We start from the raw sequence: 25,596 nt of genomic DNA on the forward strand, positions 1-25,596 counted from the left end.
CGTGCCGGCCGCCGACCCCGGAAACCGGCGTCGGCGGGGGGTTAGGTGGCGCCCCAGGGGGCGTGAGGGCGGCGGATCAGCATCGAGGGAAGTCCTGATCGGTCCACTCGAGGCGGGCCGAGCCGTAACGCGCCGCGCGCAGATCTCCCGAGCGGGCGTGACCTTCGAAGTTCTCCAGCCTGGAGGCCCGGCCGCAGCGCTCACCGAGCTCAGCGCTGATGCGTGCGTCCTGCACCTCCTGGTGGGTGACGGTCTTCAGGTACTTGCCGACCCACAGGCCGCCGGTGTACCTGGCGGCACCCCTCGTCGGGAGCACGTGGTTGGTTCCGATCACCTTGTCGCCGTAGGGCACACAGGTCTTTTCGCCTAGAAACAGCGCACCGTAGTTGCGCATCTTCTCCAGAGCAAGCCGGGGCTCGATGGTCAAGATCTGTACGTGCTCGCTGGCGTATTGGTCGGCCAAGGCCCACGCGTCGTCCAGGGAAGCGACGAGGTGCACTTCGCCGCGGTCGCGCCAAGCCCTGCGGGCTACCGGCGCGGTGGGCAGGGTCACCAGTTGTTCCTCGATGTGGTCCATCGTGCGCCGTGCCACCTCTCGCGAAGTGGTGATCAGCACGCATGGGGAGTCCGGGCCGTGCTCGGCCTGGCTGAGGAGGTCGGTGGCGACGACGAAGGGGTCCGCGTGTTCGTCGGCGACGATCAGCGTCTCGGTCGGGCCCGCGAACAGGTCGATACCGACCTCGCCGAACAACTGCCGCTTGGCCTCGGCCACATAGGCGTTGCCGGGACCGGCGATCATGTCGACCACGCCGACGGTCTCGGTGCCCAGCGCGAGTGCCGCGACGGCCTGCACCCCGCCGAGCACGTAGATCTCGTCGGCACCGGCCATGGACATGGCCGCCACGCTGATCGGTGGCGGCGTTCCCCTGTCCGGAGGCGTGGTGGCCGCGACCCTCTCGACGCCGGCGACCTTCGCGGTCACCACCGTCATGTGCGCCGAGGCGGTCAGTGGGTACCGGCCCCCGGGAACATAGGCGCCGGCAGCCGAGATCGGGATGTTGCGCTGCCCGAGGTACACCCCGGGTAGCGTCTCGACTTCGAAGTCGTGAAGCGAGTCCCGCTGCGCCTGAGCGAATCCGCGGACCTGGCGCTGCACGTACCGAAGGTCATCGAGCACGGTCCCCGGCACCGACGCCAGCACTTTGCCGATCTCGTCCGCCCCGAGGCGAAACGACTCGGGGCTCCACGAGTCGAACTTCTCGGAGTAGTGGCGGACCGCGTCGTCACCGTTGGCGCGCACGGCCGCGATGACCTCGGCGACGGTCTCGACGATCTCCGGAGGGCTTGTTCGCCCGGGCCCCGAGGCCCGAGCGGCCTTGACCAACGTGCTCGGTGTCGACACTGCACACTCCTTGTGGATGCTTCCGCCAGTTACACGGGGATGACGTTGCGGAGAACCGCTGGTGGGGGTGACGACAAGTGTGCGGCTACGGCAGAGCGCCACGGCAGATACAGAAGGTGCAACAATCTCCTGAAGTTCTGCACGAAGTGAGGTATCCAGTGGTCGAGGTCCTGACGGTTCGCCAGGCGCTTCAGCTCGAAGTCTTCCAACGGACGGAGGTCCGGGTCTACGCAGGTGAGGCGTATCTGGACCGGCCGGTCCGGTGGGTCCACGCGGGTGAGATCCCCGACATCCACCGGTTCCTCTCCGGCCAGGAAATGCTGCTGACCGCTGGGCTCGGCATGGGCGAGACCGCGGATCTCCAACGTGCCTTCATCCGCCGGGTCGCGGACGCGCGCGCCTCCGTTCTGGTCATCGAGCTCGCCGGCCGGAGATTCGACACGATGCCCGCCGCGGCCATCGAGGAAGCCGAAACGGCAGGCCTCACCCTGGTCGGGCTGCGCGACGAGATCCCGTTCGTGGAAGCCTCCGCCCAGGTGCACGAGGTGCTGGTGCAGGGCCGGATGTCGCAGATGATGGCCGACGAGGCCACCGGACAGGCGTTCATGAACCTGCTGCTCGCCGACGCGGACTACCTCGCGATGGTCGACGAGGTAGCCCGCCGCACCGGGCACCCGATCGTGCTCGAGAACGTCGCCCACCAGATGCTGGCCTACTCGGGCGCTACCGCAGAGTCCGACGCCGTCGTCGCGGACTGGGAGGCGCACTCACGCGCCATCCACGAGCGGCGAACACCCGCCATCAGCCGGGGATGGCATGCATCTGCGGCACGGCCAGGCTCCTTCCGCGACGACTCCGCCTGCGCCCGACGGGCGGTGGTGCTGCGAGGCGAGTCGTGGGGATGGATTCATCTGCTGCACGGGGCCACTCAGCCAACGTCCGCGGATCTGAACGCCCTGGAACGCGCCACCGCCGCCATAGCCATCAGTCTCCTGAGCGAGCGGGAGAGCGGGGCCCGTTCGGTCCAGCGGCAAGGAGCCCTGCTCAGCCGGCTCATGCTCGACGACATCTCAGGCGAAGAGTTCGTCCAGAGCGCCCTCGGACTCGGCAGGGACCTGCGCGGCAAGCCCCTCCTCGTCGTCGTCGCCGCCCGGAGAAGGGGCGATGAACGCGATGGCTCCCCGGTCCAGTCCGTCGAACACGCCATCCGCAGGCTCAGGCTCAACGCCGTCGTCGGCGACATCGGAGATTTCGCCCTCGCCGTCGTCGCTCTGGACCGCGACATCGCCGAAGACCAGCTCACTCGAAGCCTCACCGAAGGCGGCCACTGGGGCGGCATCAGCCGACTGGTGCCCGCGACACTCCTGACCACCGCGGTTCGCCAGGGCAGGAGCGCGGCATCCGCGGCGACCGCAACCGAGGCCGACCACTTCCTGCGCTTCGACGACCTCGGTGCCCTGCGACTCCTGGTCGCGCTCGCAGAAGGCCCTGAACTGGCCCGCTACGTCGAGGACGAACTCGGGCCGATCCTCTCCCACGACGCGCAGAGCTCGAACCCCTTGCTTCCGACGCTCCGCGCCTTTCTCGACACCGGAGGCAACAAGGCACGTACGGCCGAGCTCCTGTTCGTTCAGCGGCGTACGCTGTACTACAGGCTCGACCGGATCAGCAGGATTCTCCGCCTCGACCTGAGCAGTAGCGACGCCCAGCAGCGACTGCACCTCGCTGTGCGTGGACATGGCTTGCTTCGGCATTCGGCACCTCGCCGCAAGTAGCCCCGATCACAGTCAGCGCCACCCAGCTGCAAGGCCGTTGGCCTCCCCGTTCCTGCCGGTACGTCTGGTTCAATGGCGCGAATGAGATCAGTTCGGGTCGGGTTGTCCCTCCCTCCGCAGTTGCCGCCCGCGCGCATCCCACGGATCGCGCGGCATGCCGAGGATGCCGGTTTCGACGAGCTCTGGCTTGCCGAGGACTGCTTCTTCGCTGGAGGCATCGCCGCCGTATCGGCCGCCCTGGCCGCCACCGACGACATCACCGTCGTCATCGGGATCCTGCCGGCCGCCGCCCGCAACGCGGCCTTCACCGCCATGGAGTTGGCCGCCCTCGCGGAGCTCTACCCACATCGCGTCGTAGGCGGGCTCGGACACGGCATGCCCGGCTGGATGCGCCAAGTCGGCGCCGCCCCACGGTCTCCCCTGACCGCGCTGCGCGAGCGGCTGGAAGCGGTGCGCGCCCTGCTGGCGGGACAGACCGTGAGCGTTAATGGCGACTACGTACACCTCGACGCCGTCAAACTCGACCACCCACCGGAAACGCCACCACCCGTTCTGGCCGGTGTTCGCGGGCCTAAATCCCTGGAACTGGCCGGCCGCAGCGCCGACGGCGTCATCCTGGCCTGGCCGGTCACACCCGGCTACATCGAGCATGCCGCCGACCTGGTCGCCCAGGGACGACGCGAAGCGGCCAGTCCGGACCCGGGAAAGCTCTTGGTGGGCACTCCGATAAGCCTTGACCAGGACAAAGCTGCAGCCGCGGAACGACTGCGCCCGCTCGTCGCCACCGAACTGAATTCTCCATCCAGCCAAGCACACCTGGAACCCACCGGCCTGGCCGAGAAGGTGAACGAGCTTCGCGCCATGTGCGCATCCCTGGACGAATTCGCCGCCCGCATTCCCCGCGAATGGATCGAGACGCTGACGGTCTGCGGTACAGCACACGACTGCGCCAACGCCGTTCACGCCCTTCACCAGGCCGGCGCCGGGTCGGTCGCACTGTCTCTGCCCGGCTCCTTGACCCGGGAACAGATCACGCATCTTGGACGCGAACTGCTTCCCGAACTGCGCTAATGGCGGCGGAGGCCAGGTAGGCGGCGCCTATGAGCGACATGGCGGCGATGCCGGTCTTGGCGGCCGAATGGTCGCTCTGGCCGATGCGCAGTTGCCACTACAGCGTTCTGGGCTGGCCGGCTGTGCGGTGTAGCAGCCGGCGGGCGTTGGACGTGGTGAGGGCGCGCCAGGTGGCCGCCCCGGGTGGCGGGGGCGCCGTGTCCAGGGAGCGCAGGTGCGCTTCGACGACGAAGTCCGGCGTCCAGCAAGAATCGCTGCCGTACAACAGGCGCCCGGTGCCGAACGCGGCGGCCAGCGCGGGAGCTTGGTGAGGGAAAGGGGTTCCCGCCAAGTCGTACCAGAGGTCGCCCAACTGCTCCCGAACGCTGTCGTCCGAACCGCCCGCGGGCTTGGGAAGCACGAAGCGGAACAACTCCAGCCGGTCGGTGAGCGCAGGCAGGACGCCTCCGCAATGCGTGAAGACCCAGGAGATCCCCGGGTGACGGGCGAGTACCCCCGACAGCGCCAGGTCCGAGGCGGCTCGTGCGGAGTCGAAGAGGAATTCGAGCATGGGACGTGGCCTGCCGAGCGCCACCGCGTCGGCGTGCGGCGGCGAGGTCGGGTGGACGAACACCACGGCGCTTCGCCGGTCAAGTTCCTCCCATAGCGGCTCAAACCGTGGGTCTCCCGGATAGGTGCCGTGGTGGTTGGACTGGATCGCCACCCCGTCAGCTTGGAGAACGTCCAGGGCGTGGGCGGCCTCGATTAGCGCCCCCTCGATGTCGGGGAGAGGCAGGGCGGCCAGGTGGCCGAACCGCCCGCGGTACCGGACGTGCATCGCAGCGGCGAACTCGTTGACCCGGCGGCTCAGCGACCGCGCGGCGTCGTCGTCCCCGAAGTGCGTGCCCGGGGACGACACCGACAGCAGCGCGGTGCCGATTCCGTGCCGGTCCATGAAGGCCACCTGCCTGTCGGCGTCCCATTCCGGCCAGCCGGGCATGCCGTCGGGGTTGACGTGCCCGGCGGCGCGAGCCTCGGCCACATAGAAGTCGGTGACGAAATGCGCATGGACGTCGATCAGCGGAACGGAGTCCTCAGCAGGGCTGGATTCCATCATTCCCCTCAAAGCATCGAGCCGTGACATGGCAGGGCGGAAGGGTGCCGCACCATGCTTCACACGACGATAAGGAGCCCATCGGACCCCAAGGTGAGTTCGCCCTTGTAATGGTCGGTCATGCCCTGGGTGAACAGGCGGCGGGCCATGAAGCCGGACGGGTAGGGCGTGAGATGGGTGAGGACGAGTTGCTTCACGTCCGCCTGCTGCGCCTGCTTGGCCAGGGCGATGGTGTCGGCGTGGTAGCGGATGGTGCGTTCGGCGACCTCGGCGTCGTGGGTGCGGCCCATGTCCCGCATGTGGGGGATGGCGCGGCGGACGAGGTGGGTGGCGTAGGCCTCGTGGACGACGAGGTCGGCGTCCTGCATGGCGGGAAGGTTGACGGGGCTCACCTCGGTATCGCCGCTGATGAAGACCTTCTTACCGCGGTAGCCGAGGACGTAGCCGAAGGCGGGTGAGACGGGATCGTGGACGACGAGCCGGGCGTCGATGGTGACGCCGCCCTGGTCGTAGACGCGGACGGACCGGGTACCGGGCGGCATCTCGATCTCGGTGGGGACGGCGTCGGCCGCCGCGCCGCTGGCGTCGAGGGTGCGCATGTTCGCCTTGCGGTATCCGTGGTCGAGCGCGTAGGCGGAGTTCAGGCCCTCGACGACCTTGTCGAGACCGACCGGGCCCCGAACATCGAGCGGTTTCTCGCGGCCCCAGATCCAGGTCGCGTTGATGAGGGAGCCGAGTCCGTTGAAGTGGTCGGAGTGGAAGTGGGTGATGAAGACCCGCTCCAGCGCGCCGAAGGGGACCTTGGAGTCGGAGAGCGACTTGGTGGTGCCCTCGCCGGCGTCGAACAGGAACAGCTTGCCGCCTGCGGCGACGAGCGTGCACGCCTGGGCGCGGGCGGCGCTCATTTCGGGCGAGCCGGTGCCGCACAGCAGGACGCGAATGTGCTCTTTGTCCTGGACGAACGCGTGGTCGGTGTCGTCTTTCAGACGGTCGCGGATTACGGAGTCGACGATGCGGTCGCGGCTGAGGTAAACCGTGGCCGCCGCGACGATCGAAACGGCGATCAGTACTGCAAGGACGATCCGCAATCTTTTCAGTTTCACGGGTTCTCCTCTGAGGGGTGGGTGCGGCTCCTCTTACGAGGAGGCGGAAGCAAGGAGGGTCAGCCAGCCGGGCGTGGAGCATCCGGTGGAAGGGGAGGCAGGTGGGAGAAGGGTGAGGACGGTCCGGTCGGGCCTGACGACGACCGCGGACGTGCCCATCCGCTGTAGCCAGCCGCCGAGGACGCTTTCCCGTCCGATCCCCGGCACGCCGTCCGGGGGATGGATCTCGATGCCGTCAGGACCGACGCGCACGACCGTCGCGTGCAGGACGGCGGCCAGGCGCGCGGTCACCGGGGTCTCCGGGCGGGTGGTGACGATGGCGAAGCCGGGGCCGATGAGGTCGTCGAGCCTGCGGCGCGCTCCGTCGACGGTGACGGAAGGCTGGGGCATGAGGGTCCCCGCCCATCGGGATCGCGCCACGAGAGGTCCCGGTCGCAGCCGGGGCGAGACGCCGCGCAGCATCAGCGGGGTCACGGCGGACATCCGGAGCACCCTGGCCAGGGCGGCGCGCCGCAGGGACGCGGCCGGGCCCTGACCGCCGGTCATCGCCCACCCGGTGGACACCGCCATCCGAATGATGCGGGTGACGTGCGGTTTCCGTTCCCTCTCGTAGGTCTCCAGGAGCCCGTCGCCGCGGATCGGGTCGGCGTCGGCCGCGGCGAGTTTCCAGCTGAGGTTGGCCGCGTCGCGCAGCCCGGCGCACAGGCCCTGCCCGATGAACGGCGGAGTGAGGTGGGCGGCGTCGCCCAGCAGGAAGAGCCGCCCGCTCCTCCACCGGTCGGCCACGCGGGCCCGGAATGTGTAGGAAGCACTGCGGATCACCTCGATCTCCGAGAACGAGACGCCGCGGGTCCAGGGAGCGAGGAGTCGGGCGAGCGAGCCGGGGACCGTGAGGTCCTCGGCGGTCTCGCCGGGGCGCATCCGGAACTCCCAGCGGTAGCGGTCCGGGCCGATCCTCATGAAGGTGGCGGCCCGGCGGGGGTCGCAGATCTGGTCGACGCCGTCCCATGTGTCGAGTCGCCGCGCGCAGCGCCCGTCGACCACGAGCCACCGCTCGGTGAACCGCAGGTCGCGCATCCGCGTGCCGATGGCCTCCCGGACCAGGCTGTTGGCCCCGTCGCACCCGAGCACGGCTCGTGCCTTGACGGTATCGGCGACCCCGGTGGCCACGTCGCGCAGTCTGACCTCGGCGGGCCGGACGGCGTCCCCGGGGTCGATGTGCTCGGCCTCGACGCCGGCGCGCAACCGGATCTCGGGGTACTCGCCGAGAGCGGCGCGCAGCAGCCGTTCCAGGTCGGGCTGGTCGAACAGGTTGGCCTGGGGCCAGCCGTGGACGCCGACGAGTTCGTCACGCCGGTACTCCGCGATGACCCGGTGCCGCCCATCCAGCAGGCGCATGCCGAGGGCCGGCCTGCTGACGGCGGTGAACCTCTCGGCCACGCCGGCCTTCTGCAGAATCCGCAGCACCTCGTCGTCCAGGTGGACGGCCCGGGGCAGCGGGTAAACGTCGCGATGCCGCTCGACGACGAGGCTGCGCACTCCGTGCCGGGCCAACAGGATCGCGGCCGTCAGCCCGGTCGGCCCGGCCCCGATGATCAGCACGGGCTCGGCGGTCACGCCGTGACCTCGTGCGTGAAGGCGTACCTCTCGAGTTCGGCGGTCAGCGCGCTCGTGTCTTCCCCTCCGGTCAACCGGATGCGGGCGTGCGGTCGCCCGTCGCGTGTCTCGACCCACACGTGCCCGGTGGCACCCGCCTGGCCCAGCGCGGCCTGCACCAGACGGCGTACGGCGTCCTCGATGAGCGCGGGTTTGAAGACCTTGCCGATGGGCGTCGTCGGCAGGCTGTCCACCACGTGCACCGCCTTGGGGGCCGCCGCGGGCTCGGGGGCGCGGGCGCGCGCCCAGGCGAGCAGGTCCGCCTCGTCCGCGCCGGCGCCCCGGGAAAGGACGAGGTACGCGACGGGCACCTCACCCGCATGCGAATCGGGCGCGCCGACGACGGCCGCGGCGGTGACGTCGGGATGCCCGAGCAGTGACTCCTCGATCGGCCGCGGGTCGATGTTGTGGCCGCCGCGGATGATCAGGTCCTTGGCGCGGCCGGTGAGGTAGACGTAGCCGTCGGCGTCCACCCTCCCGAGGTCACCGGTGAGCAGCCACCCGTCGAGAACCTTCTCGGACGGGTCGGGCGCGGGCCCGTCCGGTCCGGGTCGCAGGTAGCCGGGGAAGACGCTGGGCCCCTTGATCGCCAGGACTCCCGTCCTTCCGGTCGGGCAGTCGGCCGGCGGGCGATCCGCCGGGCCCAGCGTCACGGCCTTGACCTGCTGGTAGGGCAGCCGGAGCCCGACCGAGCCCGGACGCGGCGCGAACGCGGGGGTGGCGGCCGTCGCGCAGGTGGCCTCCGTCAGCCCGTACCCCTCCAACATCGGGACCTTGGCGGACTCCTCGAACCCGCGCCGCACCTTCCGCGGCAGCGGAGCCGCACCGACGGCCCCGGCGCGCAGGCTGGAGATGTCGACGTCCTCGGGCACCTCGGGCAGCCCGGCGTAGACCGTCGGCACTCCGGAGAAGCTCGTCACCCTGTAGTGCTCGATGATGCGCCAGAAGTCGTCCATGAGCACCCCGTCCCGGTAGCCGAGCGGTCCGAGGCTGACGACCGGCGTCCCATGCAGGAACGGACCCAGCCCCGTGACGTGGACGGCGTTCACATGGAACAACGGCAGGCCGGACAGGACGACGGCGTCGTCGAGGTAGGCGCCTGAACAGCCCAGCGCCCAGGCCATGTAGACCTCCATGGCGTGGGTGTGCGGGGCCACCTTGGGCACCCCGGTCGTCCCGCCGGTATGGAAGTAGGCGGCCAGGTCGTCGGGACGGGGGCGACGTCCCGTGCACAGCTTGTCGGGCGGCTGGCGCGCGGCGGCCGCGTCGAAGTCCGCTCCCATGTCGCCTGGCGGCGAACCGGCGGCGGCCAGGATGAACTGACCGGGCAGCCGGGCGGCGATGCGCTGCGCCTTGTCCCACAATCGCGGCGACACGCCGGGCCCGGGCGCCAGCAGCAGCCGCGCACCCGTGAGGGTGAGGATCTCCGCCAGGTGGTCCTCGGCGAGCATCGGGTTGACGGGATTGGCGATTCCCACGGCCTGGGCGCCGAGCAGGGCCGCGTAGGCGGCCCCGGAGTTCGGCAGCATCGACGCGACGACACCGCCTTCGGGAACGCCGAGGTCAAGGAATGCGTTCGCGGCCTGATGCACGCGCTCCAGCAACGTGCCGTACGTCCAGCATGGGGCCTCACGCCAGGCCCGGCCGCGCTCTCCGAGCAGATACAGGGCGGGCCGGCTGGGATACGCGGTGGCAGTGCGGCTGAGGAGTTCGTACGTGCTCGCGGGCAGGTCGCGTTCGTCCAATGGGACCGCCTCCACGGCGGGCAGGTCCTCGGGCAGCAGGATGAGCGGACGATTGCCGTGCGTGTGCGGCGCAGCGGTCATCGGAATTCTCCTCGGATACGGAGGTCAGGAGGGGCGCATCGCCTTTGCGAGGGCGAGCAGCCGCGTCAGGTCGAGTTCGTTGTCCGCGCGCAGGGCCGCGATCGCTTCGCGCAGCAGGGCAGGGGACGGAGTGCTGCCGAGGAAGTCGGCGGTGGCGGGCGGTCCCCACTGGGCGAGCCCGGAGGCCGACATGGCGGCCCAGCCCGGCTCGACGGAGGCATCGAAGCGGTCGCCGTCGGTGAAGTGCTCCAGCAGCAGCCGGTCGGGGTCGCGCCAGTAGTCGAAGATCTGGCTGCCCTGGATATGCCGGCCGATTCCCCACGAGCGGCGGTAGCCGCGCTCCTTCAGGTACTCACCGCCTGTGGCCAAGGCATCAAGGTCGGCGACCTGGTAGGCGGAGTGGACGTAACCGGTGGACGGGCCGAGGTGCATCGCGAGGGTGTGATGGTCGGCCGGCTCGCCGCCCCGGTCGCAGCGGATGAACGCCATGGTCGGGCCCCGGCCACGCTGACCGTCCAGGTAAAGGAAGTCGCTGACGATCAGACCGAGGTGTTCGAGGAACCAGTCGAGGTCCCGCAGGAAGACCGGGGTGGACAGCACCACGTGGCCCAGCCGCTCGACCCGCGCGGGCTCCTGCGGTGGACGCTGAACGGCGTTGACCCGGTCAACGCGCGCGCCGTAGTTGAGCGTGAGCGGCCGCTGCAGATCGAGGCCGCCGTGCTCCGGCGCGCCGTGCACGACCCGGACTTCGATCCCCGAAGGCGTCCGGGCGCCGGCGTACCGGCCGCCGCCTTCCAGATCGGCGACCTCGCCGCCGGTCGCGTCGGCCAGCCGCCGCAGGTCGCGAAGGTCGGCGGCCTGAAAGACCGGGCCGGCGAACCGGGAGGCCGGGGACTTGCGGATGACGAGGCAATCGGTGCCCGGCAGCACCCCGCGCAGCCGCAGCGCCGCGGGCGTGCGCTCGACGGTGGTGAAACCGAAGTCACGGGCGAAGGTCTCGGCCCGATCCAGGTCCGGCTTGCCGAACTCCAGCCAGGCGAGGTCAACGACCTTGATAACGGGATCGGCGGCCCGCCCCTGGTGCTCGCCGCGCAGCGCACCCTGTTCACTGTGCAGGCCCTTGTGCGGATCAGTGTGCATTTCCCCTCCTCAGACGGACGCGACGGGGGTGCGCTGCTCACCGAGGTCCAGAGCACCGTCGTCGGTTCGGATGCGCAGGGTCATGACGTCGCCGTCCTTCAGGTAGGCGGGGTTGCCCTCTTGGCGCCGGAAGAAGGTCTTCCACTTGACGTGCGCGGGCAGCAGCGCGCCAAGCTTCTCGATCAGCAGGCCGGGCGAGCGCAGCGCGGTGCCGCCCGGGGTACCGGTGAGCAGCACGTCGCCGGGCTCCAGCGGCTGGAAGCGCGACAGCAGGCTCAGCGCCCGCGCAGGGGTGACGATCATGTCGGACGCCGTGCCGTCCTGCCGGATCCGGCCGTTGACCGCGCAGGTCAGGCGCAGGTCCGTCAGCCGGGCGAGGTCCGCGGCCCCGGTGAGCAGCAGCCGCGGCCCGAGGGGCGTGAAGGTCGGATAGGACTTGCTCTCGTAGAACTGGGTCTTGGGCAACTGCAGATCGCGCGCGCTGACGTCGTTGGCGATGACCAGACCCGCGACGAAATCGGCCATATTCTCATCGGTCACCTCCGTCCCGACCGGCATCGGGGCGCCTATGACGAGCCCGAGCTCCACTTCGTGGTCGAGCAGCCGCACGCCGTCCGGGCGCAGAACGGTCGCGTGCGGGCCGGTGATCGATCCGGACGACTTGCGGAAGAACGCGGGCGGCACCCGGTCCGGGTCGAAGTTCGAGTCGACGGCATGCGACCGGTAGTTGACCATCTGCGCCACCACCCGGCAGGGAGGCGTCACCGGCGAGAGCAGCGTCTCGGCCTCCACAACCGGCTCGGCGGCCCCGCCATCGCTCACGGCCGCCTCGATCGCGGCGCGGTCGGCCAGCAACTCGGCGGTGGTGGCCGCGGCGGTCCTCACAGGGACCAGGCCGCCGGGCGTATCGATCCGCCAGCCGGCTGATGTTCTCACGATGGGCACGGTCATGGGCTGTTCCTTGCATAAGTGCTGGTGCCTGGGAGGGAAGCATCAGACCTGCCCGACCAGAACGTCAACGTCTATCAGTACTGATACTTTCATCAGTACTGATAGACGTTGTATCTTTCAAGCGTGAACGACACAGCACGGAGCACGCATCCGGCCAACCGGATGGACCGGCGCAAGGCCCGCACGCGGGCCGCGTTGATCGCGGCGGCGCAGCGGCTGCTGGCAGGGCGGCACGGGACCGAGGCGAGCATCCAGCAGATCACCGATGCCGCAGACGTCGGGTTCGGCTCGTTCTACAACCACTTCACCAGCAAGACCGAACTGTTCGACGCCGCCATCTCCCAGGCCCTCACCGACCATGCCGACCTACTCCGCCGGGCCACCGCCCACTTGAACGACCCGGCAGAGGTCTTCGCCGCCTCCGTCCGCCTCACCGCCCGCCTACGCGACACCCACCCCCAGGTCTCGAAAATCCTCCTGCACAGCGGCCTGCCCTACCTCACCGCCGGTCAAGGCATGCCCGAACACGCGCTCCACGACCTCCAGGCCGCCCACGCCGCGGGCCGCCTGGACATCGGCGACCCCGAACTCGCCGTGGCCTGCGTCGGCGGCGCCCTCCTCGGCGCCCTCCATCTCCTCGACGCCCGACCCGACCTCGACCCCGACACCGCGATCCAACAGGTCACCATCAACCTGCTCCGCATGTTCGGCCTGAAGGCCTCCGAAGCCCACCACCTGGCCACCCGGCCACTCCCCGACCTCCCCTGAGCCCCGAGAAGTTGCTCCTCGAACGCTGGTTACTCGGCGAGGGCCAGGACGGTGCACCACCGCAGCGCGCTGATCCTGGCGACGACGATGATCGACAGCGAGGCGACCAGGGTGATGTCGATGAGCATCAGGGCCAGCCGTTGACGTCGACCATCCCGCCCACCAGCGCCGGGCCCAGGAAGCCGCCGCCGGCCCAGCTGCCGGTGTACATGCCGGCGTAGGTGCCGAAGACCTTGGCCGAGGGCGCGAGCAGGTCGTGGCGAGCCGGCTATGATCCTTGGTCCCGGGTCAGGCTCTTGCGGGCCGCAGTGGGCGGCGAGGTCAGCATGGGTGTGATGGCTTCCACGAAGGCCTCGGACGACCGGTCACCGGCGAGGTGGACGAGCTTCAGGTACCGGCTCTTGCGTTCGACCAGCGTCCCGATCCTGCCCGGCGGCGAGGTGGTCACCTCGGTCTCAACCCTGCGGTTTTACGAGCGGGACGAGATCGAGGCGTCGCTGAACGCCGCCGGGTTCGAGGTCGACGAGGTCTTGGACGTGCCGGACCACCGGCCGGGCCTTGAATGGGTCTTCGTGGCCCGCGGGCCCTGACGCGGAGTCAGGAAATGCCGCGGAAGAAGGTGTGGATGTCGTTCGCGAGCAGCTCCGTCTCCTCCATTGCGGGGAAGTGACCGCCCTCGGTGAACTCGCTCCAGTGGCCGATCGCCTTCCACGGGTCCATCGCGCGGCGCATGAGCGGGTGCGTGCCGAACACGGCCCATCCGGACGGCACGTCGGAGGGCATGAACAAGTCGATTCCGGAGTGCTCGGACTCGTAGTAGAACTGCGCGCTCGACGCGCCGCTGCGGGTGAACCAGTACAGGCTGATGTTCGTGAGGAGCTGGTCGCGGTCGACCGTCTCGTCCGGCGTCCGGTGGTCGCCACTGGTCCTGGTCTTGAACTTCTCGGCGATCCACGCGAGCTGACCGACCGGCGAGTCGGTGAGCGCCGCGCCGATCGTGTCGGGGCGGTGGTCCTGCATCAGGAGGTACCCGCGCTCGGCCACATCCTCGGTGCGCATCGCCTCGAGCTGGGCGGTCTCGTCATCGGACAGACCGTCGGGGTACGGGAACTTCTCGCCGAGCAACCCGAGCACCCGGGGGTCGCTTCCGGTGTGCGTGCCGATGACGCGCTCCGGGTAGAGCGCCGCGAGGCGCCCGGTGGTGCCCGCACCGATGTCGGTGCCGTGGGCCGCGAACCTCTCGTAGCCGAGACGCGTCATGATCTCGGCGTAGGCATCCGTCGTCCGCGCCAGCTCCCAGCCGGTCCCTGACAGCGGGGTGGAGAACCCGAAGCCGGGCAGCGACGGGATGACCACGTGGAACTCATCGGCCAGCAGCGGGATGAGTTGCTGGTACTCGACGAACGAGCCCGGCCAGCCGTGGTTCAGGATCAGCGGGGTGGCCTCCGGGTTCGTCGATCGCGCGTGGACGAGGTGGAACGTCTGGCCGTCGACGACCGTCGTGAACTGTTCGTACTCGTTGAGCTTCGCCTCCTGCGCACGCCAGTCGAACCCGTCGCGCCAGTACTCGGCGAGCTCCCTCAGGTACACCAGCGGGATACCGCGGCTGAAATCAGTGCGATCGTCCCGGCCCGGCACGGGGATCGGCCAGCGCGTGCGTGCCAGCCGGTCACGCAGGTCGTCGACGTCGGCCTGCGGGATGTCGATACGGAACGGTGTGAGTGCGTTGTTCTCGTGCATGACTCCGACGCTCCCAGGCAATGCGGAAGGTTGGCTTCCGCGATTGCTGGAAGGATCGAGAACATGTTGGAGACCTCCGCCCGCCTGCTCGAACTGCTGTCATTGCTCCAGCTCAAGCGCGACTGGACGAGCTCCGAGCTCGCCGGCCGCCTCGACGTGAGCACGAGGACGGTGCGCGCCGACATCGGCAAGCTGCGGTCGCTCGGCTATCCCGTGAACGCGCGCCCCGGTGTCGCGGGCGGATACCGGCTGGCCGCCGGGACGGCGATGCCCCCGCTGCTGCTCGACGACGACGAGGCCGTCGCCGTCGCCGTCGGACTGGGTGCGGTCGCCACCCAGAGGCTCGGCGTCGAAGAGACATCGCTCACCGCGCTCGCGAAGCTGGAGCAAGTGCTGCCCTCGCACCTGCGCCGGCGCGTCGAGGCGGTGCGCGAGGCGACGAGCGTCGTTCCAGGGGCTCGACCGCCGCTCGATCTCTCGATTCTCGGTGCGGTCGCCGCCGCGATCCGCGGCCACGAACGGCTCCGGTTCGGATACACCAAGCCCGGGGGCAGCGAAGCGGCCCGCCACACCGAACCGCAACGGCTGGTGAGCTGGGGGTCGCTCTGGTACCTGCTCGCGTGGGACCTCGACCGTGATGACTGGCGGATCTTCCGCGTCGACCGCATGGTTCCGCACGCACCGACGGGCGAGCGGTTCCAGCCGCGCGTGGTCTCGGAGGACAAAGTCGTCGAGTACGTCGTCAGGCGCGTCAGCAAGGCGGCCTGGAAGTACCGCGCCCGGGTACTCGTGCATGCTCCCGCCGCCAGGGTCGCCGCGAAGATCCGCATCCCGGTCGATATCGAGGTGGTCGACGAGTCCACGTGCCACGTCGAGCTGGGTTCCGACGACCCGGACCGGCTCGCGCTGTGGATGACTCAGTTCGACCTCGACATCGAGGTGATCGACGGAGACGAGCTCGCGGCGGCGTTCGATCGCCTCGCGACGAGGTTCCGCCGCGCGGCGCGTGGCGCATCCACGACGTGAATCTCGACCGTCTGCGCCCCCGCTTGCGTGACAGTGATGCCCAGCCTCGCAGTGGCGGACCTGGGCGTCGATCGGAAAGTTGGCACGCGAACGCGGTCCCCGTCTTGATCGACTGGCTTGGACATCCAAGATCATCGGGGATCGCGTTCGTCGTTCTCGACCAGGCCACCCGCCCCGCCGTGCCCCCCGCAGGCCGACCGGCTCATCTCAAGATCTGAGAACGCATTCGCCCTGGGCAGGACCTCGACGCCACCACGCTGGTGCGTGCGCTGGGCACCTGGTTCGGCCAACCGGCCTGAGCACCGTATTAACGGTCGTCTCAGGTTCGCTCAGTAGGAAGCAGGCGTCAGATACGCGATGTAACCCGTGTAGGAGGCCAGTGATGGCAGTCAACGCAGCGCCGTCCGGGGAAGCGCCACCCGGCCGGTTGGCCGGTCGATGGGTGCCGTGGTTGGTGATCGGCTTCTGGATGGTGCTGGCGGCGTTCATGGTGCCGCTGAGCGGAAAGTTGAGCTCGGTCACCACCGACAGCGCCGCGGACACCCTGCCGGCCAGTGCCGAGTCCACCAAGGTGGCGGTGCTGGAAGACAGGCTCCCCGGCGGTGACGACAACACGTTCGTCTTCGTGTACCACCGCGCCGGCGGCATGACCGACGCCGACCGCGCGACGGTCGAGCGTCACTACAACACCCTTGCCAAGCGGTACCCGCCGAAGGCGGCGGCCCCGGCCGACGGCGAGGACGAGGGCCCGCCGACGAGATCCTCCACCGACGGCAAGGCGATGATGTTCACCCTCCCGGTGAGCACGACCTACGGCGAACCGGAGGCCATCGTCGGCCCGTTGCGTGACGCCGCGAAGGACCGCCCCGCCGGCCTGGAACTCGACGTGACCGGCCCGGGTGCGATCGACGGCGACATGGACGCCGTCTTCGACGGCATCGACCTGCAGGTCTTCCTCACCACCGTCGTCGTCGTCACGCTCCTGCTCATCCTCACCTACCGCAGCCCGGTGTTGTGGTTGATCCCGCTGGTGGTCGTGGGCGCGGCCGCACTGACCGCGATGGCGACCGTCTACCTGCTCGTCAAGGGCTTCGGCATCGTGGTCAACAGCCAGAACTCGGCGCTGCTGACGATCCTGGTATTCGGCGTCGGCACGGACTACGCGCTGTTGCTCATCGCCCGGTACCGGGAGTCACTGCACCACCACGAGAACGTCCGGGTCGCGATGGTCCACGCGCTACGCAGCGCGGCGCCGGCCATCGTCGCGTCCGCGGCCACCGTGGTCGCCGGCCTGCTCTGCCTGCTCGCCGCGGACCTGAACAGCACCAGCGGGTTGGGCCCGATCGGCGCGGCCGGCATCCTGTGCGCGCTGGTGGCCATGCTGACGCTGTTCCCGGCGGTGCTCGTGGTGCTCGGCAGGCGGATCTTCTGGCCGGCCATCCCGCGGTTCAGCACGGCCGTGGAGGAGAAGCCGGGGCTGTGGGGACGGCTTGGCACCGCCATCAACCGCCGCCGGTGGGTCGCGACGCTCGGCTCGTTCGGAATCCTCGCCATGCTCGCCATCGGGCTGGCGGGCAACACCGGCCCCCTGCGGGAGCAGGACCAGTTCCTGTCCGCGCCGGAGTCGGTCACCGGCTTCACCGTTCTCCGCCAGCACTTCCCAGAGCTCGGCGGCCAGCCGATGACGATCTTGACGCGGCCGGCGCACCAGGAGCGGGTGCTCGACATCGTCAAGGACACGCGCGGTGTGGCCATGGCCATCCCGGAGGAGACCAGCGGTGGCTGGGCCAACATCTCCGCGTTCCCGACGGACGCGCCGGAAACCGCCGCCGAGTACGACACGATCAAGCGGGTGCGCACCGCCGTGCACGCGGTGAGCGGGGCGGAGGCGATCGTCGGCGGGCCGAGTGCGGAGAACCTCGACACCGAGGTGACCACCAGCCGCGACCAGAAGCTTGTGATCCCGCTGGTGCTCGCCGTCGTCCTGATCGTCCTCGGGCTGCTGCTGCGCGCGATCGTGGCCCCGCTGGTCCTGATGGCCACCGTGATCGTCTCATTCGCCGCGGCCTTCGGCGGCAGCGTGTTCGTCTTCGACACGATCCTCGGGTTCAAGGGCATCGACTATTCGGTGCCGCTGCTGGCATTCCTGTTCCTGGTGGCGCTCGGCGTCGACTACAACATCTTCCTGACCAGCCGGGCCCGGGAGGAGACCGTGCGTCTCGGCACCAGAAGGGGCATGCTCAAAGCCCTCTCCGCCACCGGTGGCGTCATCACCTCGGCAGGCGTGGTCCTGGCGGCCACGTTCGCGGTCCTCGCCACACTTCCGCTGGTGATGCTGATCGAGGTCGGGTTCCTGGTCGCCTTCGGCGTCCTGCTCGACGCCCTGCTGGTGCGGTCGGTCCTGGTGCCCGCCCTCACCCTGCTGATCGGCCGGCGGATCTGGTGGCCGAGCCCGCTGTCCCGTCCAGCGGCGGAGCTGCCGGACGGTCAACAGTCGCTCGCCGACAACGCGGAGCCCACGCTGCAACGGTAAGCGCGGCGGCACGGACGAGATCCGGGACGGGGCCCCAGCCCCGTCCCGGATCTTTCCATGGGTCCGACCGGCCGCCGGCCTCCGTCCTGCGCCGTGCGTCGGGGCTAAGGTCGGCGTACCGTGTCCTCCCCGGTGGTGAGCCGCGCGGGACCATGCCCGAGGGCTGCCAGCCTTTGGTCCTGCGCCGTGCGGCCGGGGCCAGGGTCGGCGTACCGTGTCCTACCCGGCGGTGAGCCGCACGGGACCATGCCCGACGGCCGCCAGCCTTTGATCCTGCGCCGCGCCCCTGGGGCGGGGGGCAGCGCGCCGCGATGTCCTACCCGGTGGTGGGCCGTGCGATCGGCGCGGGCGGGGCCGCGGCCGGAAGGTCGACCCGAAGCAGCGCGCCACCGCGTGCGGAGCGGGCGACGGTGGCCCGGCCGCCGTGGGCGTCGACGACCCGCTGCACGATCGACAGCCCCAGACCGGATCCCGGCAACGCCCGGGCGCTGTCGGCACGGTAGAACCGGTCGAACACCCGCGGTACGTCGGCGGCGTCGATGCCGGGCCCGGCGTCGTCGACCTCGAGCACCGCCGATGCGCCCTCGGCGCGGAGCCGGACCTGGACCGGCTGGTCCGCGGGAGACCACTTGCCGGCGTTGTCGATGAGGTTGAGCACCGCCCGCTGGAGCGCAGCGGGACGTCCGCTCACCCACACGGAGGTCACGTCGAGCGCGACCTCGATGTCGGGTACGCGGGAACGCGCCCGGGTCGCGGCGGCCACCACCACGTCGGCGAGGTCGAGCAGCTCGGTGCTCTCGTCGCTGACGTCGCCGCGCGCCAGGTCGGTCAGCTCGGCGGCAAGGGTGCTCAACTCGGCCACCTGGGCGCCGAGATCGTTGAGCAGCCGGGTCCGGCTCTCCGCCGGCAGTGCGCTGTCCAGGGTGCCGCGCCGATCGAGCCGGATCAGCAGCTCGACGTTGACGCGCAGGCTGGTGAGCGGGGTCTTGAGCTCGTGGGCGGCGTCCTCGGCGAGCAGCCGCTGGGCCCGCCGGGAGTCCCGGAGCGCGGCGAGCATGTCATTGATCGACTGGATCAGCCGCCGGATCTCCCCACCGCCCTCATCCGGGATGTCGGCGTCGAGATCCCGGGTGTGCGCGACACGTACCGCGGCGGCGGTCAGCCGGTCGATCGGTGCCAGCCCGGTCCGCGCCACGGTCCGTCCGACAAGGGCGCCACCGACCACGCAGAGCAGCCCGATCAGCAGCATGACCAACCCGAACCGGGTGATCGGGCTGTCGTCGTCGGCGACGCGAGCCACCTGGACCGCGCCGTCGCCCACCCGCAGCGTGTAGATGAAGTAGCCGTCGTTCGACTCCACCAGATCGGCCGACGCTCCCTGCGCCACGCGCCCGGCGGGCTTGCTGACCGGGGGCAGCGCGGGCTGGCCGGCCGGTGTCCGGGTCGAGCCGTCGGGCAGGATGACCCGCACCAGCCGACCGGATTGGAGATACGGCGGTAGCTGGACCTGCGCCAGACCGGTGCGCTCCGCGTTCGTCGCCAGGACGCGGGAGTCGGCGCGTAGCTGATCCTCGGCGGTGTCCTGCAGCTCCCAGTTCAGTAGCTCGATGCCCGCCTGGAAGGCCGCGAACACGCTGACCGCGATGGCCGTCGCCGCGATCACCGTCAGCCTGGTCCGCAGGGACCGCCGGCGCCACCATCGGGTCAGCCGGCGCGGTTCCCGACCGGCGGGCCTGCTCACGGAGGGGTCTCCCGCAACGTGTATCCCAGGCCGCGCAGCGTGTAGATCAATCGCGGCTCACCCTCGGCCTCCATCTTGCGGCGCAGGTAGCTCACGTATACCTGGAGGTTGTTGGCGGTGGCGCTCATGTCGAAGCCCCAGACCGCCTCGAACAGCGCGTCGCGGGTCAAGACCCGGGTCGCGTTGCGCAGGAGGACCTCCAGGAGGGAGAACTCGGTCCGGGTCAGGCGCAGCGGCCGCCCGCCACGCCACGCCTCGAACCTGTCGGGATCGAGCCGGACGTCGGCGAACGACAGGATCTGCGACTCCTCGTCGGGCGGCGTGCGCCGGCGCAGCAGGGCCCGCACCCGGGCCAGCAACTCCTCGGTGGCGAACGGCTTGGGCAGGTAGTCGTCGGCGCCCGCGTCCAGCCCCGCGACCCGGTCGGAGACCTGGTCACGGGCGGTCAGCATCAGCACCGGCAGATCCCGGCCCGCGGCCCGCAACCGCCGGCAGGTCTCCAGCCCGCCGAGGCGGGGCATCATCACGTCGAGGATCAGCAGATCCAGCGTGTCACCGCCGGCCCCACCGACCCCGTCGAGCACGGCGAGACCGTTGGCGACGGTGCTGGTGTCGTAACCCTCGACCTGGAGCACCCGCTCCAGCGACTCACGGATGGCCCTCTCATCATCCGCGATCATGATCCGCACGCCGGCCCGCCCCCTTCCAGTCGATGCTTTTGCCGCTCATTGTCCCCGACCAACCTGAGACCAGCATTAGCGCGTCGCTGGGGACCGCGCTCTCACGGATACCTAATACTGCGACGGCCCTGGGGCTTGCTCTTGGTCGGCGCGGCAGGCTTGATCGGTGGACGTCGATGTCGGTGAGTTGGGTGGCTGGGCTGGATGAGCTGGGTATCCGGGTGGACCACCGGTTCGGGCGGTTGAGCCGCGGCGGGGGCCATGGCGTATGTGCGGGGTCTGCTGGCCGGGCTGGAGCGCAAGAACGGGTGGCCGCTGCCGAGTTCGCCGGTTGTACATGGCCGCCTCCCAGATCGAAGACCGGGAACGTTGCCGGGCGGCCGGGGACGTGGAACGGGTCGCGTCCGTACAAGGGGATGCTCATGCTGATGACGGGGTCTGCGGCTCACATCACGTTGTCGGTCACCGAAGGAGAAGCGGACTGCTTCCTGCGTCTGCGGGTGCGGAGCGCCATTGCCAGGACGACCGCGAGAACGAAGGCTCCGGCGATCCAGCGGACGCCGAGGGCGTCGAGCCATGTGGTGACCTGCCCCTGAATGTCAGTGACGGTACCAACGATCGGGTCGTCGGCGGAGGCTCCGGCGTTGAGGCGCAACTCGTACCAGCCGTAGTAGCCGACATAGACGCCTGCCAGGAGCAGGAACACCCCGCTGGCTCGCGAGACGTGGGGAAGGACCGCTCGGGTCCTTCGGACGGCGGCTTCCTGGGCAAGGGCGACGAGGAGGGCCAGCAGTCCGACGACCAGGCCCATTCCGACACCGTACGCGACGAACGCGGCCAGCCCGTCCAGCAGATCGCCGCCCCCGGAGACCAGCCCGGTGACGGCGAGGAACGGCGCGATGGTGCACGACAGGGAGGCGACCGCATAGGAAGCGCCGTATCCGTAGAGGCCGACGAACGAGCCGGTCGGCCCGCCGACGTTCAGGCGCGGAAGCCGCAGCAGCAGTTCCCGCCCGGACGCCAGCCAGACGCCGAGCACGATCAGGAGCCCGCCGGTCACGACGGTGACCCACGGCAGGTGCCGCTGGATCGGAGCGGTCGCGACGCTGATCACCAGGCCGAAGATTCCGAAGACGGTGATGAAGCCCAACGTCATGGCCGCCGTCAACCGCAGCGCCCGCGCCGCACCACCGGGCCCGGAAACCAGCAGGGCCAGGAACGAAGGCAACATCGCGAAGCCGCACGGATTGAAAGCCGCGACCAATCCGGCGGCCAACGCGAGTGCGAGGTCGTCCATTTACAGGGCGTGCTTGTCGATGAGGGAGGACAGCTTGGCCTCGTCCAATGGACCCACCGCCGAGTGGCTGCCACCCTCGGGGTTCACGATCAGATAAGAGGACTGCGAGGTGACCTTGAAGTGCTTGTAGAGGGCACCGGTCCGGTCGTCCAGCTGGACGATCCCGGACGTGCCGGTGCGCGAAACGAACCTTTCCATCGCCGCTTTGTCCTTGTCGAGCCCGGCGACGCCCACGAAGGCGACCTTGTCGCCGTACTTCTGAGCGGCCTTGGCGACCGCGGGCCCCTCGGCCTGGCATTTGGGGCACCACGGCGCCCAGAACCAGAGCACTACCGGCCTGCCTGCCAAGCTCTTGCCGTCGAACGCCGTTCCATCGAGCTTGGCTCCCTGGAACCTCAGCAACGCGGGTGCTTCCTTGACGGGCGCCTTGCTCGACGCCGCGCTCGTCGGTGCTGAAACCGTCGCCGACGACGCGGCGACACCCGGCTCAGCGGTCTCACCACCGCATGCGGTCAGCACGATTGCCAGCGTGGATAGGGACAGACTGAACATCTTCATGCCGTCACGGTAGATCTGCTCCGTCCACGCCGACCCTTACATGTCGATGACGTCACCGCCCGGACCGAACCAAACGCCCATCCCAACCTTGTGCCCGCCGAAAATTGCGTCCGTGCAGGTGAATCGGGCAGGGAGTGGGCTCTGCGGCGGGGCTTGGTGGCGGTCGGCGCAGAGTGGCCATGACCGCGGGTCCGTGGCCGGTGTGGATCTGGGCGACGCCCGCGCGGTCGGTCAGGCGCGAACGCCCCGCGTGAACTCAACGGTTGGGGGACGAATCCCCCTCCCCGGGCGACAGGCGCCGCTCGGCCAGCGGGCCGTGTCGCGTTCAGTGGACGCTGATGCCGCCCGCCGTCGACTCCCGTACCACCAGGTCGATGCGATGACGCTCGGCGGTTTCCCGTGCCGGGCCGCCGGCGAGATGTCGAAGCAGGGCCTCCGCGCAGTGGCCGCCGAGGTCTCTTGGGTGCTGGTCCAGCGCGGTGATCGACGGCTGGACGAACTCGAACGGAGTGCTGTCGACGCACGCCGCGACCAGCAGGTCGTGGCCGACGCGCAGGCCCCGCTCCCGGGCGGCGTCGAGCACGCCGAGGGCGGCGCCGTCGGGCGCGCTGACGATCGCGTCCGGGCGAGGCGGCTTTGTGAGCAGCTCCCGTGTCACCTGCCACACCTTCGACCGGGTGGCGTTGAAGGCCGTGTCGGACAGTTGCGGGACGATTCCGCGCGCTTCGCACCAGCCGAGGTAGGCCGAGTGCAGGGTCCGGCCCCACGAGGAGTTGTCGCCCGGCGCGATGAGGGCGGGCATGGTCGCTCCCTGGGCGACGAGGTGGTCGAGCAGCTCGACGAGCGCGGCCTGGTGATCGCCTTCGACGACGCCCACGGGGGGCGGCCCGTCCCCGAGGTACCGTTCACTGGTCACCACCGGCTTGCCGGAGGCCATCAGTGCCGCCACGTCGAGATCGTCGACGAGCGGGTCGACGACGATGAGCCCGTCGACGTAATCGCTCACCAGTGCCGCGGGCATGTCCGAGGCTTCGAGCAGCGTGACCGCGAAGTGGTCGGCGCGCGCGCGTTCCGCGGCTCCGAGGACGAAGCGCATGTAGAACTCCATGCCTGCCACCTGGCCGGGCAGGGAGATCCCGAGCACGCCGAGCCGCCCGCGCCGGAGGTTGCGCGCCGCCGGGTTGGCGGTGTAGCCCAGGGTCTCGGCGACCATGACGACCTTCTCGCGGGTGTTGTCAGAGATCCGTCCGCTGCCGCCCAACGCGGCCGACGCCGTCGTACGTGATACGCCGGCCGCGCGGGCGACATCGAGGAGGGTCACCGTATGCGTCCTGGGCACGTTTTCACGATATCCGACCCAGGCTCAGGCGATCACGAGGCGTCCGGCCGGGCGGCGTCGTACACGAATTCGCCTCCCACCATCGTCATGAGAACCTTGGTGTTCGTGATGTCCGCCGGCGGGATGTGGGGCAGCCTGCGGTCGATCACGATCAGGTCGGCGAACTTTCCCCTCTCGATCGAGCCGGTGGTCTTCTCCTGGCCGAGGTCGTAGGCCGCGTTGATGGTGACCGCTTTGATCACGTCCTGGACCGACAGGCCGGGATCGGTGCCGAGCCGTCCCATCTCGTAGTAGGGGTCGGTCGACCTGGTCATCCGGGTGATGCCGACCTGCAAGGCGAACCATTCGTCGAGCGGGTCCACCGGCCAGTCGCTGCCGTAGGCGACCCGCGCTCCGGCCCGCCGCAGGCTGCCCATCGGCTCGACCCGGTTGAAGCGCTCGGGCCCCAGATAGTCCTTGAGAGCGTCGATCATGTTCGGACCGGGCTTGGCCCATTGGAACGACATGACCGGGGTGACGTCGAGCTCCTTGAAGCGTCCGAAATCCGCCGGGTCGACGTTCTCGGCATGGCCGATCGACAGGCGCGGCGGCTTGCCCCGGACCTTCCGGCGGACGTGCTGGAACGCGTCCAGCGTCTCGCGCACGGTCCGGTCGCCGATGGCGTGGACGTGCGAGCCGATGCCCTCCCGCGCCAGCCTCAGCGTCAGGGCCTTGAGCGCCGGGAGCTTGATGAACGGTTCGCCGGTATGGGTGCCGGGCTCCCAGTGGGGATCGTCGGGCGTGCCGGTGTTGACCCAGTACGGTTCCAGCAGGGCGGCCGTCTGTGACGGGTACTGCTCGACGCCGTCTCCGAAGATCTTGACGTTGTTGATCCGAAGTCCCGGCGCGACCGTGGTCCCGGAGTCGTATTCGTCACGCAGCGCCAGCACGCGCCGGGCCGCCGCGCCCGGGTCCGCCACGTCGTCGTCGCCCATCCGGGGCGAGGCGAAGATGCGGGCGGTGAGGTCTCCTTCCTGGCGAACCGCATCGAAGGCGGCCAGCGACGCTTCGGTGGTGGCCGCCTCGCGGGCACTGGTGACGCCCTGGGCCCTCATCGCCTTCAACGCGGCCCGGACGGCGGTCGGACCGTCCGGCTCCAGCGGAGGCGGCGCGGTCGGACCCGCCTTGATGCCGTCACGGGCGCCGTCGGCCAGGAATCCCGTGGGGTTGCCCTGCTCGTCCCGCTCGATCCGGCCGTCGGGTGGATCGGGCGTGGCCGCGGTGATGTTCGCCAGTTCCAGCGCCCGCGAGTTCACCAGGCTCGTGTGGCCGTCGCGGTTGTTCACGATGATGGGCCGCCTGGTGTTGAGCGCGTCGAGCATGGACTTGTCCACCTTGACGCCGTCGGGGAGCATCGACTCGTAGTACCAGCCGGTGACGCGCAGCAGCCCGTCCGGCTCCTCGCGTTCCGCGGTCTCGTCCAAGCACTCCTGGATCTTGGCCTGGGTCTGCGCGACGGTCAGCGAAGCCTGCTGCAGATCGCATCCGGCCAGCGCCCGGCCGGCGCTCAATGGGTGCATGTGCGCGTCCTGGAGACCGGGCATCAGCATCTTGCCCTGGAGGTCGATGACCTTGGTGCGGGAGCCGATGAACCGCTTGACCGCATGGTCGCCGCCGACAAATACGATCTTTCCGGCCTGTACGGCGACCGCCTGGGCGATCGTCTCTCTGGCATCGACGGTATAGACGTAGCCGTTCGTGAACACCGTGTCGGCCTTCTTCGCCTTCGCGGTGGCCGGCTGCGGCACCACCGCGACCGCGACGGACGCCAGACCCATGCCCAGCACCGCTCGGCGGTCCGTCGAGTAGCCTCGTCTGAACACACGGACCATTTGTTTCTCCTCTCAGGCATGCGGGT

The 25,596-nt window shown here is 69.8% G+C and carries 20 protein-coding genes; 6 read left to right on the forward strand and 14 right to left on the reverse strand.

Translation table 11 applies throughout. From position 1 onward, the window contains the following. Positions 1–76: 76 nt before the first annotated feature. Positions 77–1,402, reverse strand: coding sequence for a histidinol dehydrogenase (gene hisD, locus BM339_RS17405; protein ID WP_083597691.1), 1,326 nt, complete (start codon positions 1,400–1,402; stop codon positions 77–79). Between the two features lie 158 nt (positions 1,403–1,560). Between hisD and BM339_RS17410 the strand changes: the two genes are divergently transcribed. Then, complete coding sequence (locus BM339_RS17410; RefSeq protein WP_075021511.1) at positions 1,561–3,177, forward strand: PucR family transcriptional regulator; 1,617 nt, start codon at positions 1,561–1,563, stop codon at positions 3,175–3,177. A gap of 120 nt (positions 3,178–3,297) precedes the next feature. Further along, the gene (locus tag BM339_RS17415) at positions 3,298–4,248 is read left to right on the forward strand and encodes an LLM class flavin-dependent oxidoreductase (RefSeq protein ID WP_218163668.1); all 951 of its coding nucleotides are present in this window, start codon (positions 3,298–3,300) and stop codon (positions 4,246–4,248) included. Between the two features lie 97 nt (positions 4,249–4,345). Here BM339_RS17415 and BM339_RS17420 read toward each other — a convergent pair whose 3' ends face one another. From BM339_RS17420 to BM339_RS50695, 6 genes are read right to left on the reverse strand one after another with little or no spacing between them, the layout of a single operon-like run. Next, the gene (locus BM339_RS17420) at positions 4,346–5,341 is read right to left on the reverse strand and encodes an amidohydrolase family protein (RefSeq protein ID WP_075021639.1); all 996 of its coding nucleotides are present in this window, start codon (positions 5,339–5,341) and stop codon (positions 4,346–4,348) included. A gap of 59 nt (positions 5,342–5,400) precedes the next feature. Further along, a complete protein-coding gene (locus tag BM339_RS17425; protein ID WP_143118478.1) occupies positions 5,401–6,444 on the reverse strand; it encodes an MBL fold metallo-hydrolase in 1,044 nt (347 codons plus the stop codon). Between the two features lie 33 nt (positions 6,445–6,477). Next, on the reverse strand, positions 6,478–8,061 hold the full coding sequence (gene mhpA, locus BM339_RS17430) for a bifunctional 3-(3-hydroxy-phenyl)propionate/3-hydroxycinnamic acid hydroxylase MhpA (protein ID WP_075021514.1): 1,584 nt from the start codon (positions 8,059–8,061) through the stop codon (positions 6,478–6,480). After that, positions 8,058–9,926: an acyl-CoA synthetase gene (locus BM339_RS17435; RefSeq protein ID WP_075021515.1), complete on the reverse strand. Its 1,869-nt coding sequence runs from the start codon at positions 9,924–9,926 to the stop codon at positions 8,058–8,060. The genes mhpA and BM339_RS17435 overlap by 4 nt, the downstream gene beginning before the upstream one ends. 24 nt (positions 9,927–9,950) lie before the next feature. Beyond that, positions 9,951–11,066, reverse strand: a complete 1,116-nt coding sequence (locus BM339_RS50690) for a VOC family protein (protein ID WP_218163669.1) — start codon at positions 11,064–11,066, stop codon at positions 9,951–9,953. Positions 11,067–11,075: 9 nt separating this feature from the next. Next, entirely contained in the window at positions 11,076–12,017 is a 942-nt protein-coding gene (locus tag BM339_RS50695) for a fumarylacetoacetate hydrolase family protein (RefSeq protein WP_218163670.1), read from the reverse strand. Between the two features lie 123 nt (positions 12,018–12,140). On the opposite strand from BM339_RS50695, the gene BM339_RS17445 reads away from it, so the two are divergent. Together BM339_RS17445 and BM339_RS50700 are read left to right on the forward strand one after the other, a co-directional pair. Next, the gene (locus BM339_RS17445; RefSeq protein WP_256255385.1) at positions 12,141–12,785 is read left to right on the forward strand and encodes a TetR/AcrR family transcriptional regulator; all 645 of its coding nucleotides are present in this window, start codon (positions 12,141–12,143) and stop codon (positions 12,783–12,785) included. Positions 12,786–13,120: 335 nt separating this feature from the next. Continuing rightward, complete coding sequence (locus tag BM339_RS50700; RefSeq protein ID WP_218163671.1) at positions 13,121–13,375, forward strand: hypothetical protein; 255 nt, start codon at positions 13,121–13,123, stop codon at positions 13,373–13,375. Between the two features lie 7 nt (positions 13,376–13,382). On the opposite strand, the gene BM339_RS17455 is transcribed toward BM339_RS50700, so the two are convergent. After that, complete coding sequence (locus BM339_RS17455; RefSeq protein WP_075021516.1) at positions 13,383–14,525, reverse strand: epoxide hydrolase family protein; 1,143 nt, start codon at positions 14,523–14,525, stop codon at positions 13,383–13,385. A gap of 63 nt (positions 14,526–14,588) precedes the next feature. On the opposite strand from BM339_RS17455, the gene BM339_RS17460 reads away from it, so the two are divergent. Together BM339_RS17460 and BM339_RS17465 are read left to right on the forward strand one after the other, a co-directional pair. Further along, complete coding sequence (locus BM339_RS17460) at positions 14,589–15,551, forward strand: helix-turn-helix transcriptional regulator (RefSeq protein ID WP_075021517.1); 963 nt, start codon at positions 14,589–14,591, stop codon at positions 15,549–15,551. A gap of 382 nt (positions 15,552–15,933) precedes the next feature. Further along, positions 15,934–18,084 carry an MMPL family transporter gene (locus BM339_RS17465; RefSeq protein ID WP_075021518.1) on the forward strand — a complete coding sequence of 717 codons (2,151 nt, stop codon included), beginning with the start codon at positions 15,934–15,936 and terminating at the stop codon, positions 18,082–18,084. Between the two features lie 316 nt (positions 18,085–18,400). On the opposite strand, the gene BM339_RS17470 is transcribed toward BM339_RS17465, so the two are convergent. The 6 genes from BM339_RS17470 to BM339_RS17495 all read right to left on the reverse strand — a co-directional run bounded on the left by BM339_RS17470 (position 18,401) and on the right by BM339_RS17495 (position 25,570). Next, positions 18,401–19,825: a HAMP domain-containing sensor histidine kinase gene (locus BM339_RS17470; RefSeq protein WP_075021519.1), complete on the reverse strand. Its 1,425-nt coding sequence runs from the start codon at positions 19,823–19,825 to the stop codon at positions 18,401–18,403. Then, positions 19,822–20,505 (reverse strand): response regulator transcription factor, encoded by a 684-nt coding sequence (locus BM339_RS17475; RefSeq protein WP_177287711.1) that lies wholly within the window; start codon positions 20,503–20,505, stop codon positions 19,822–19,824. The genes BM339_RS17470 and BM339_RS17475 overlap by 4 nt, the downstream gene beginning before the upstream one ends. A gap of 445 nt (positions 20,506–20,950) precedes the next feature. After that, positions 20,951–21,802 (reverse strand): cytochrome c biogenesis CcdA family protein, encoded by an 852-nt coding sequence (locus BM339_RS17480; RefSeq protein WP_075021521.1) that lies wholly within the window; start codon positions 21,800–21,802, stop codon positions 20,951–20,953. Then, on the reverse strand, positions 21,803–22,360 hold the full coding sequence (locus BM339_RS17485) for a TlpA family protein disulfide reductase (RefSeq protein ID WP_075021522.1): 558 nt from the start codon (positions 22,358–22,360) through the stop codon (positions 21,803–21,805). It lies immediately after the preceding gene. Between the two features lie 325 nt (positions 22,361–22,685). Beyond that, entirely contained in the window at positions 22,686–23,699 is a 1,014-nt protein-coding gene (locus BM339_RS17490) for a LacI family DNA-binding transcriptional regulator (protein ID WP_075021523.1), read from the reverse strand. Positions 23,700–23,731: 32 nt separating this feature from the next. After that, a complete protein-coding gene (locus tag BM339_RS17495; RefSeq protein WP_218163672.1) occupies positions 23,732–25,570 on the reverse strand; it encodes an amidohydrolase in 1,839 nt (612 codons plus the stop codon). Positions 25,571–25,596: the final 26 nt, after the last annotated feature.

It is taken from the genome of Actinomadura madurae (assembly GCF_900115095.1).
Classification (GTDB): domain Bacteria; phylum Actinomycetota; class Actinomycetes; order Streptosporangiales; family Streptosporangiaceae; genus Spirillospora; species Spirillospora madurae.

Excerpts from the sequence above, each read along its gene's own strand:
- BM339_RS17455 (WP_075021516.1), bottom strand. The coding sequence starts at position 14,525 with ATGCACGAGAACAACGCACTCACACCGTTCCGTATCGACATCCCGCAG.
- BM339_RS17420 (WP_075021639.1), bottom strand. The coding sequence starts at position 5,341 with ATGGAATCCAGCCCTGCTGAGGACTCCGTTCCGCTGATCGACGTCCAT.
- BM339_RS17465 (WP_075021518.1), top strand. The coding sequence starts at position 15,934 with ATGGCAGTCAACGCAGCGCCGTCCGGGGAAGCGCCACCCGGCCGGTTG.
- BM339_RS50695 (WP_218163670.1), bottom strand. The coding sequence starts at position 12,017 with ATGACCGTGCCCATCGTGAGAACATCAGCCGGCTGGCGGATCGATACG.
- BM339_RS17495 (WP_218163672.1), bottom strand. The coding sequence starts at position 25,570 with ATGGTCCGTGTGTTCAGACGAGGCTACTCGACGGACCGCCGAGCGGTG.
- BM339_RS17460 (WP_075021517.1), top strand. The coding sequence starts at position 14,589 with ATGTTGGAGACCTCCGCCCGCCTGCTCGAACTGCTGTCATTGCTCCAG.
- BM339_RS17475 (WP_177287711.1), bottom strand. The coding sequence starts at position 20,505 with ATGATCGCGGATGATGAGAGGGCCATCCGTGAGTCGCTGGAGCGGGTG.
- BM339_RS50690 (WP_218163669.1), bottom strand. The coding sequence starts at position 11,066 with ATGCACACTGATCCGCACAAGGGCCTGCACAGTGAACAGGGTGCGCTG.
- BM339_RS17480 (WP_075021521.1), bottom strand. The coding sequence starts at position 21,802 with ATGGACGACCTCGCACTCGCGTTGGCCGCCGGATTGGTCGCGGCTTTC.
- BM339_RS17485 (WP_075021522.1), bottom strand. The coding sequence starts at position 22,360 with ATGAAGATGTTCAGTCTGTCCCTATCCACGCTGGCAATCGTGCTGACC.
- BM339_RS50700 (WP_218163671.1), top strand. The coding sequence starts at position 13,121 with ATGGCTTCCACGAAGGCCTCGGACGACCGGTCACCGGCGAGGTGGACG.
- BM339_RS17435 (WP_075021515.1), bottom strand. The coding sequence starts at position 9,926 with ATGACCGCTGCGCCGCACACGCACGGCAATCGTCCGCTCATCCTGCTG.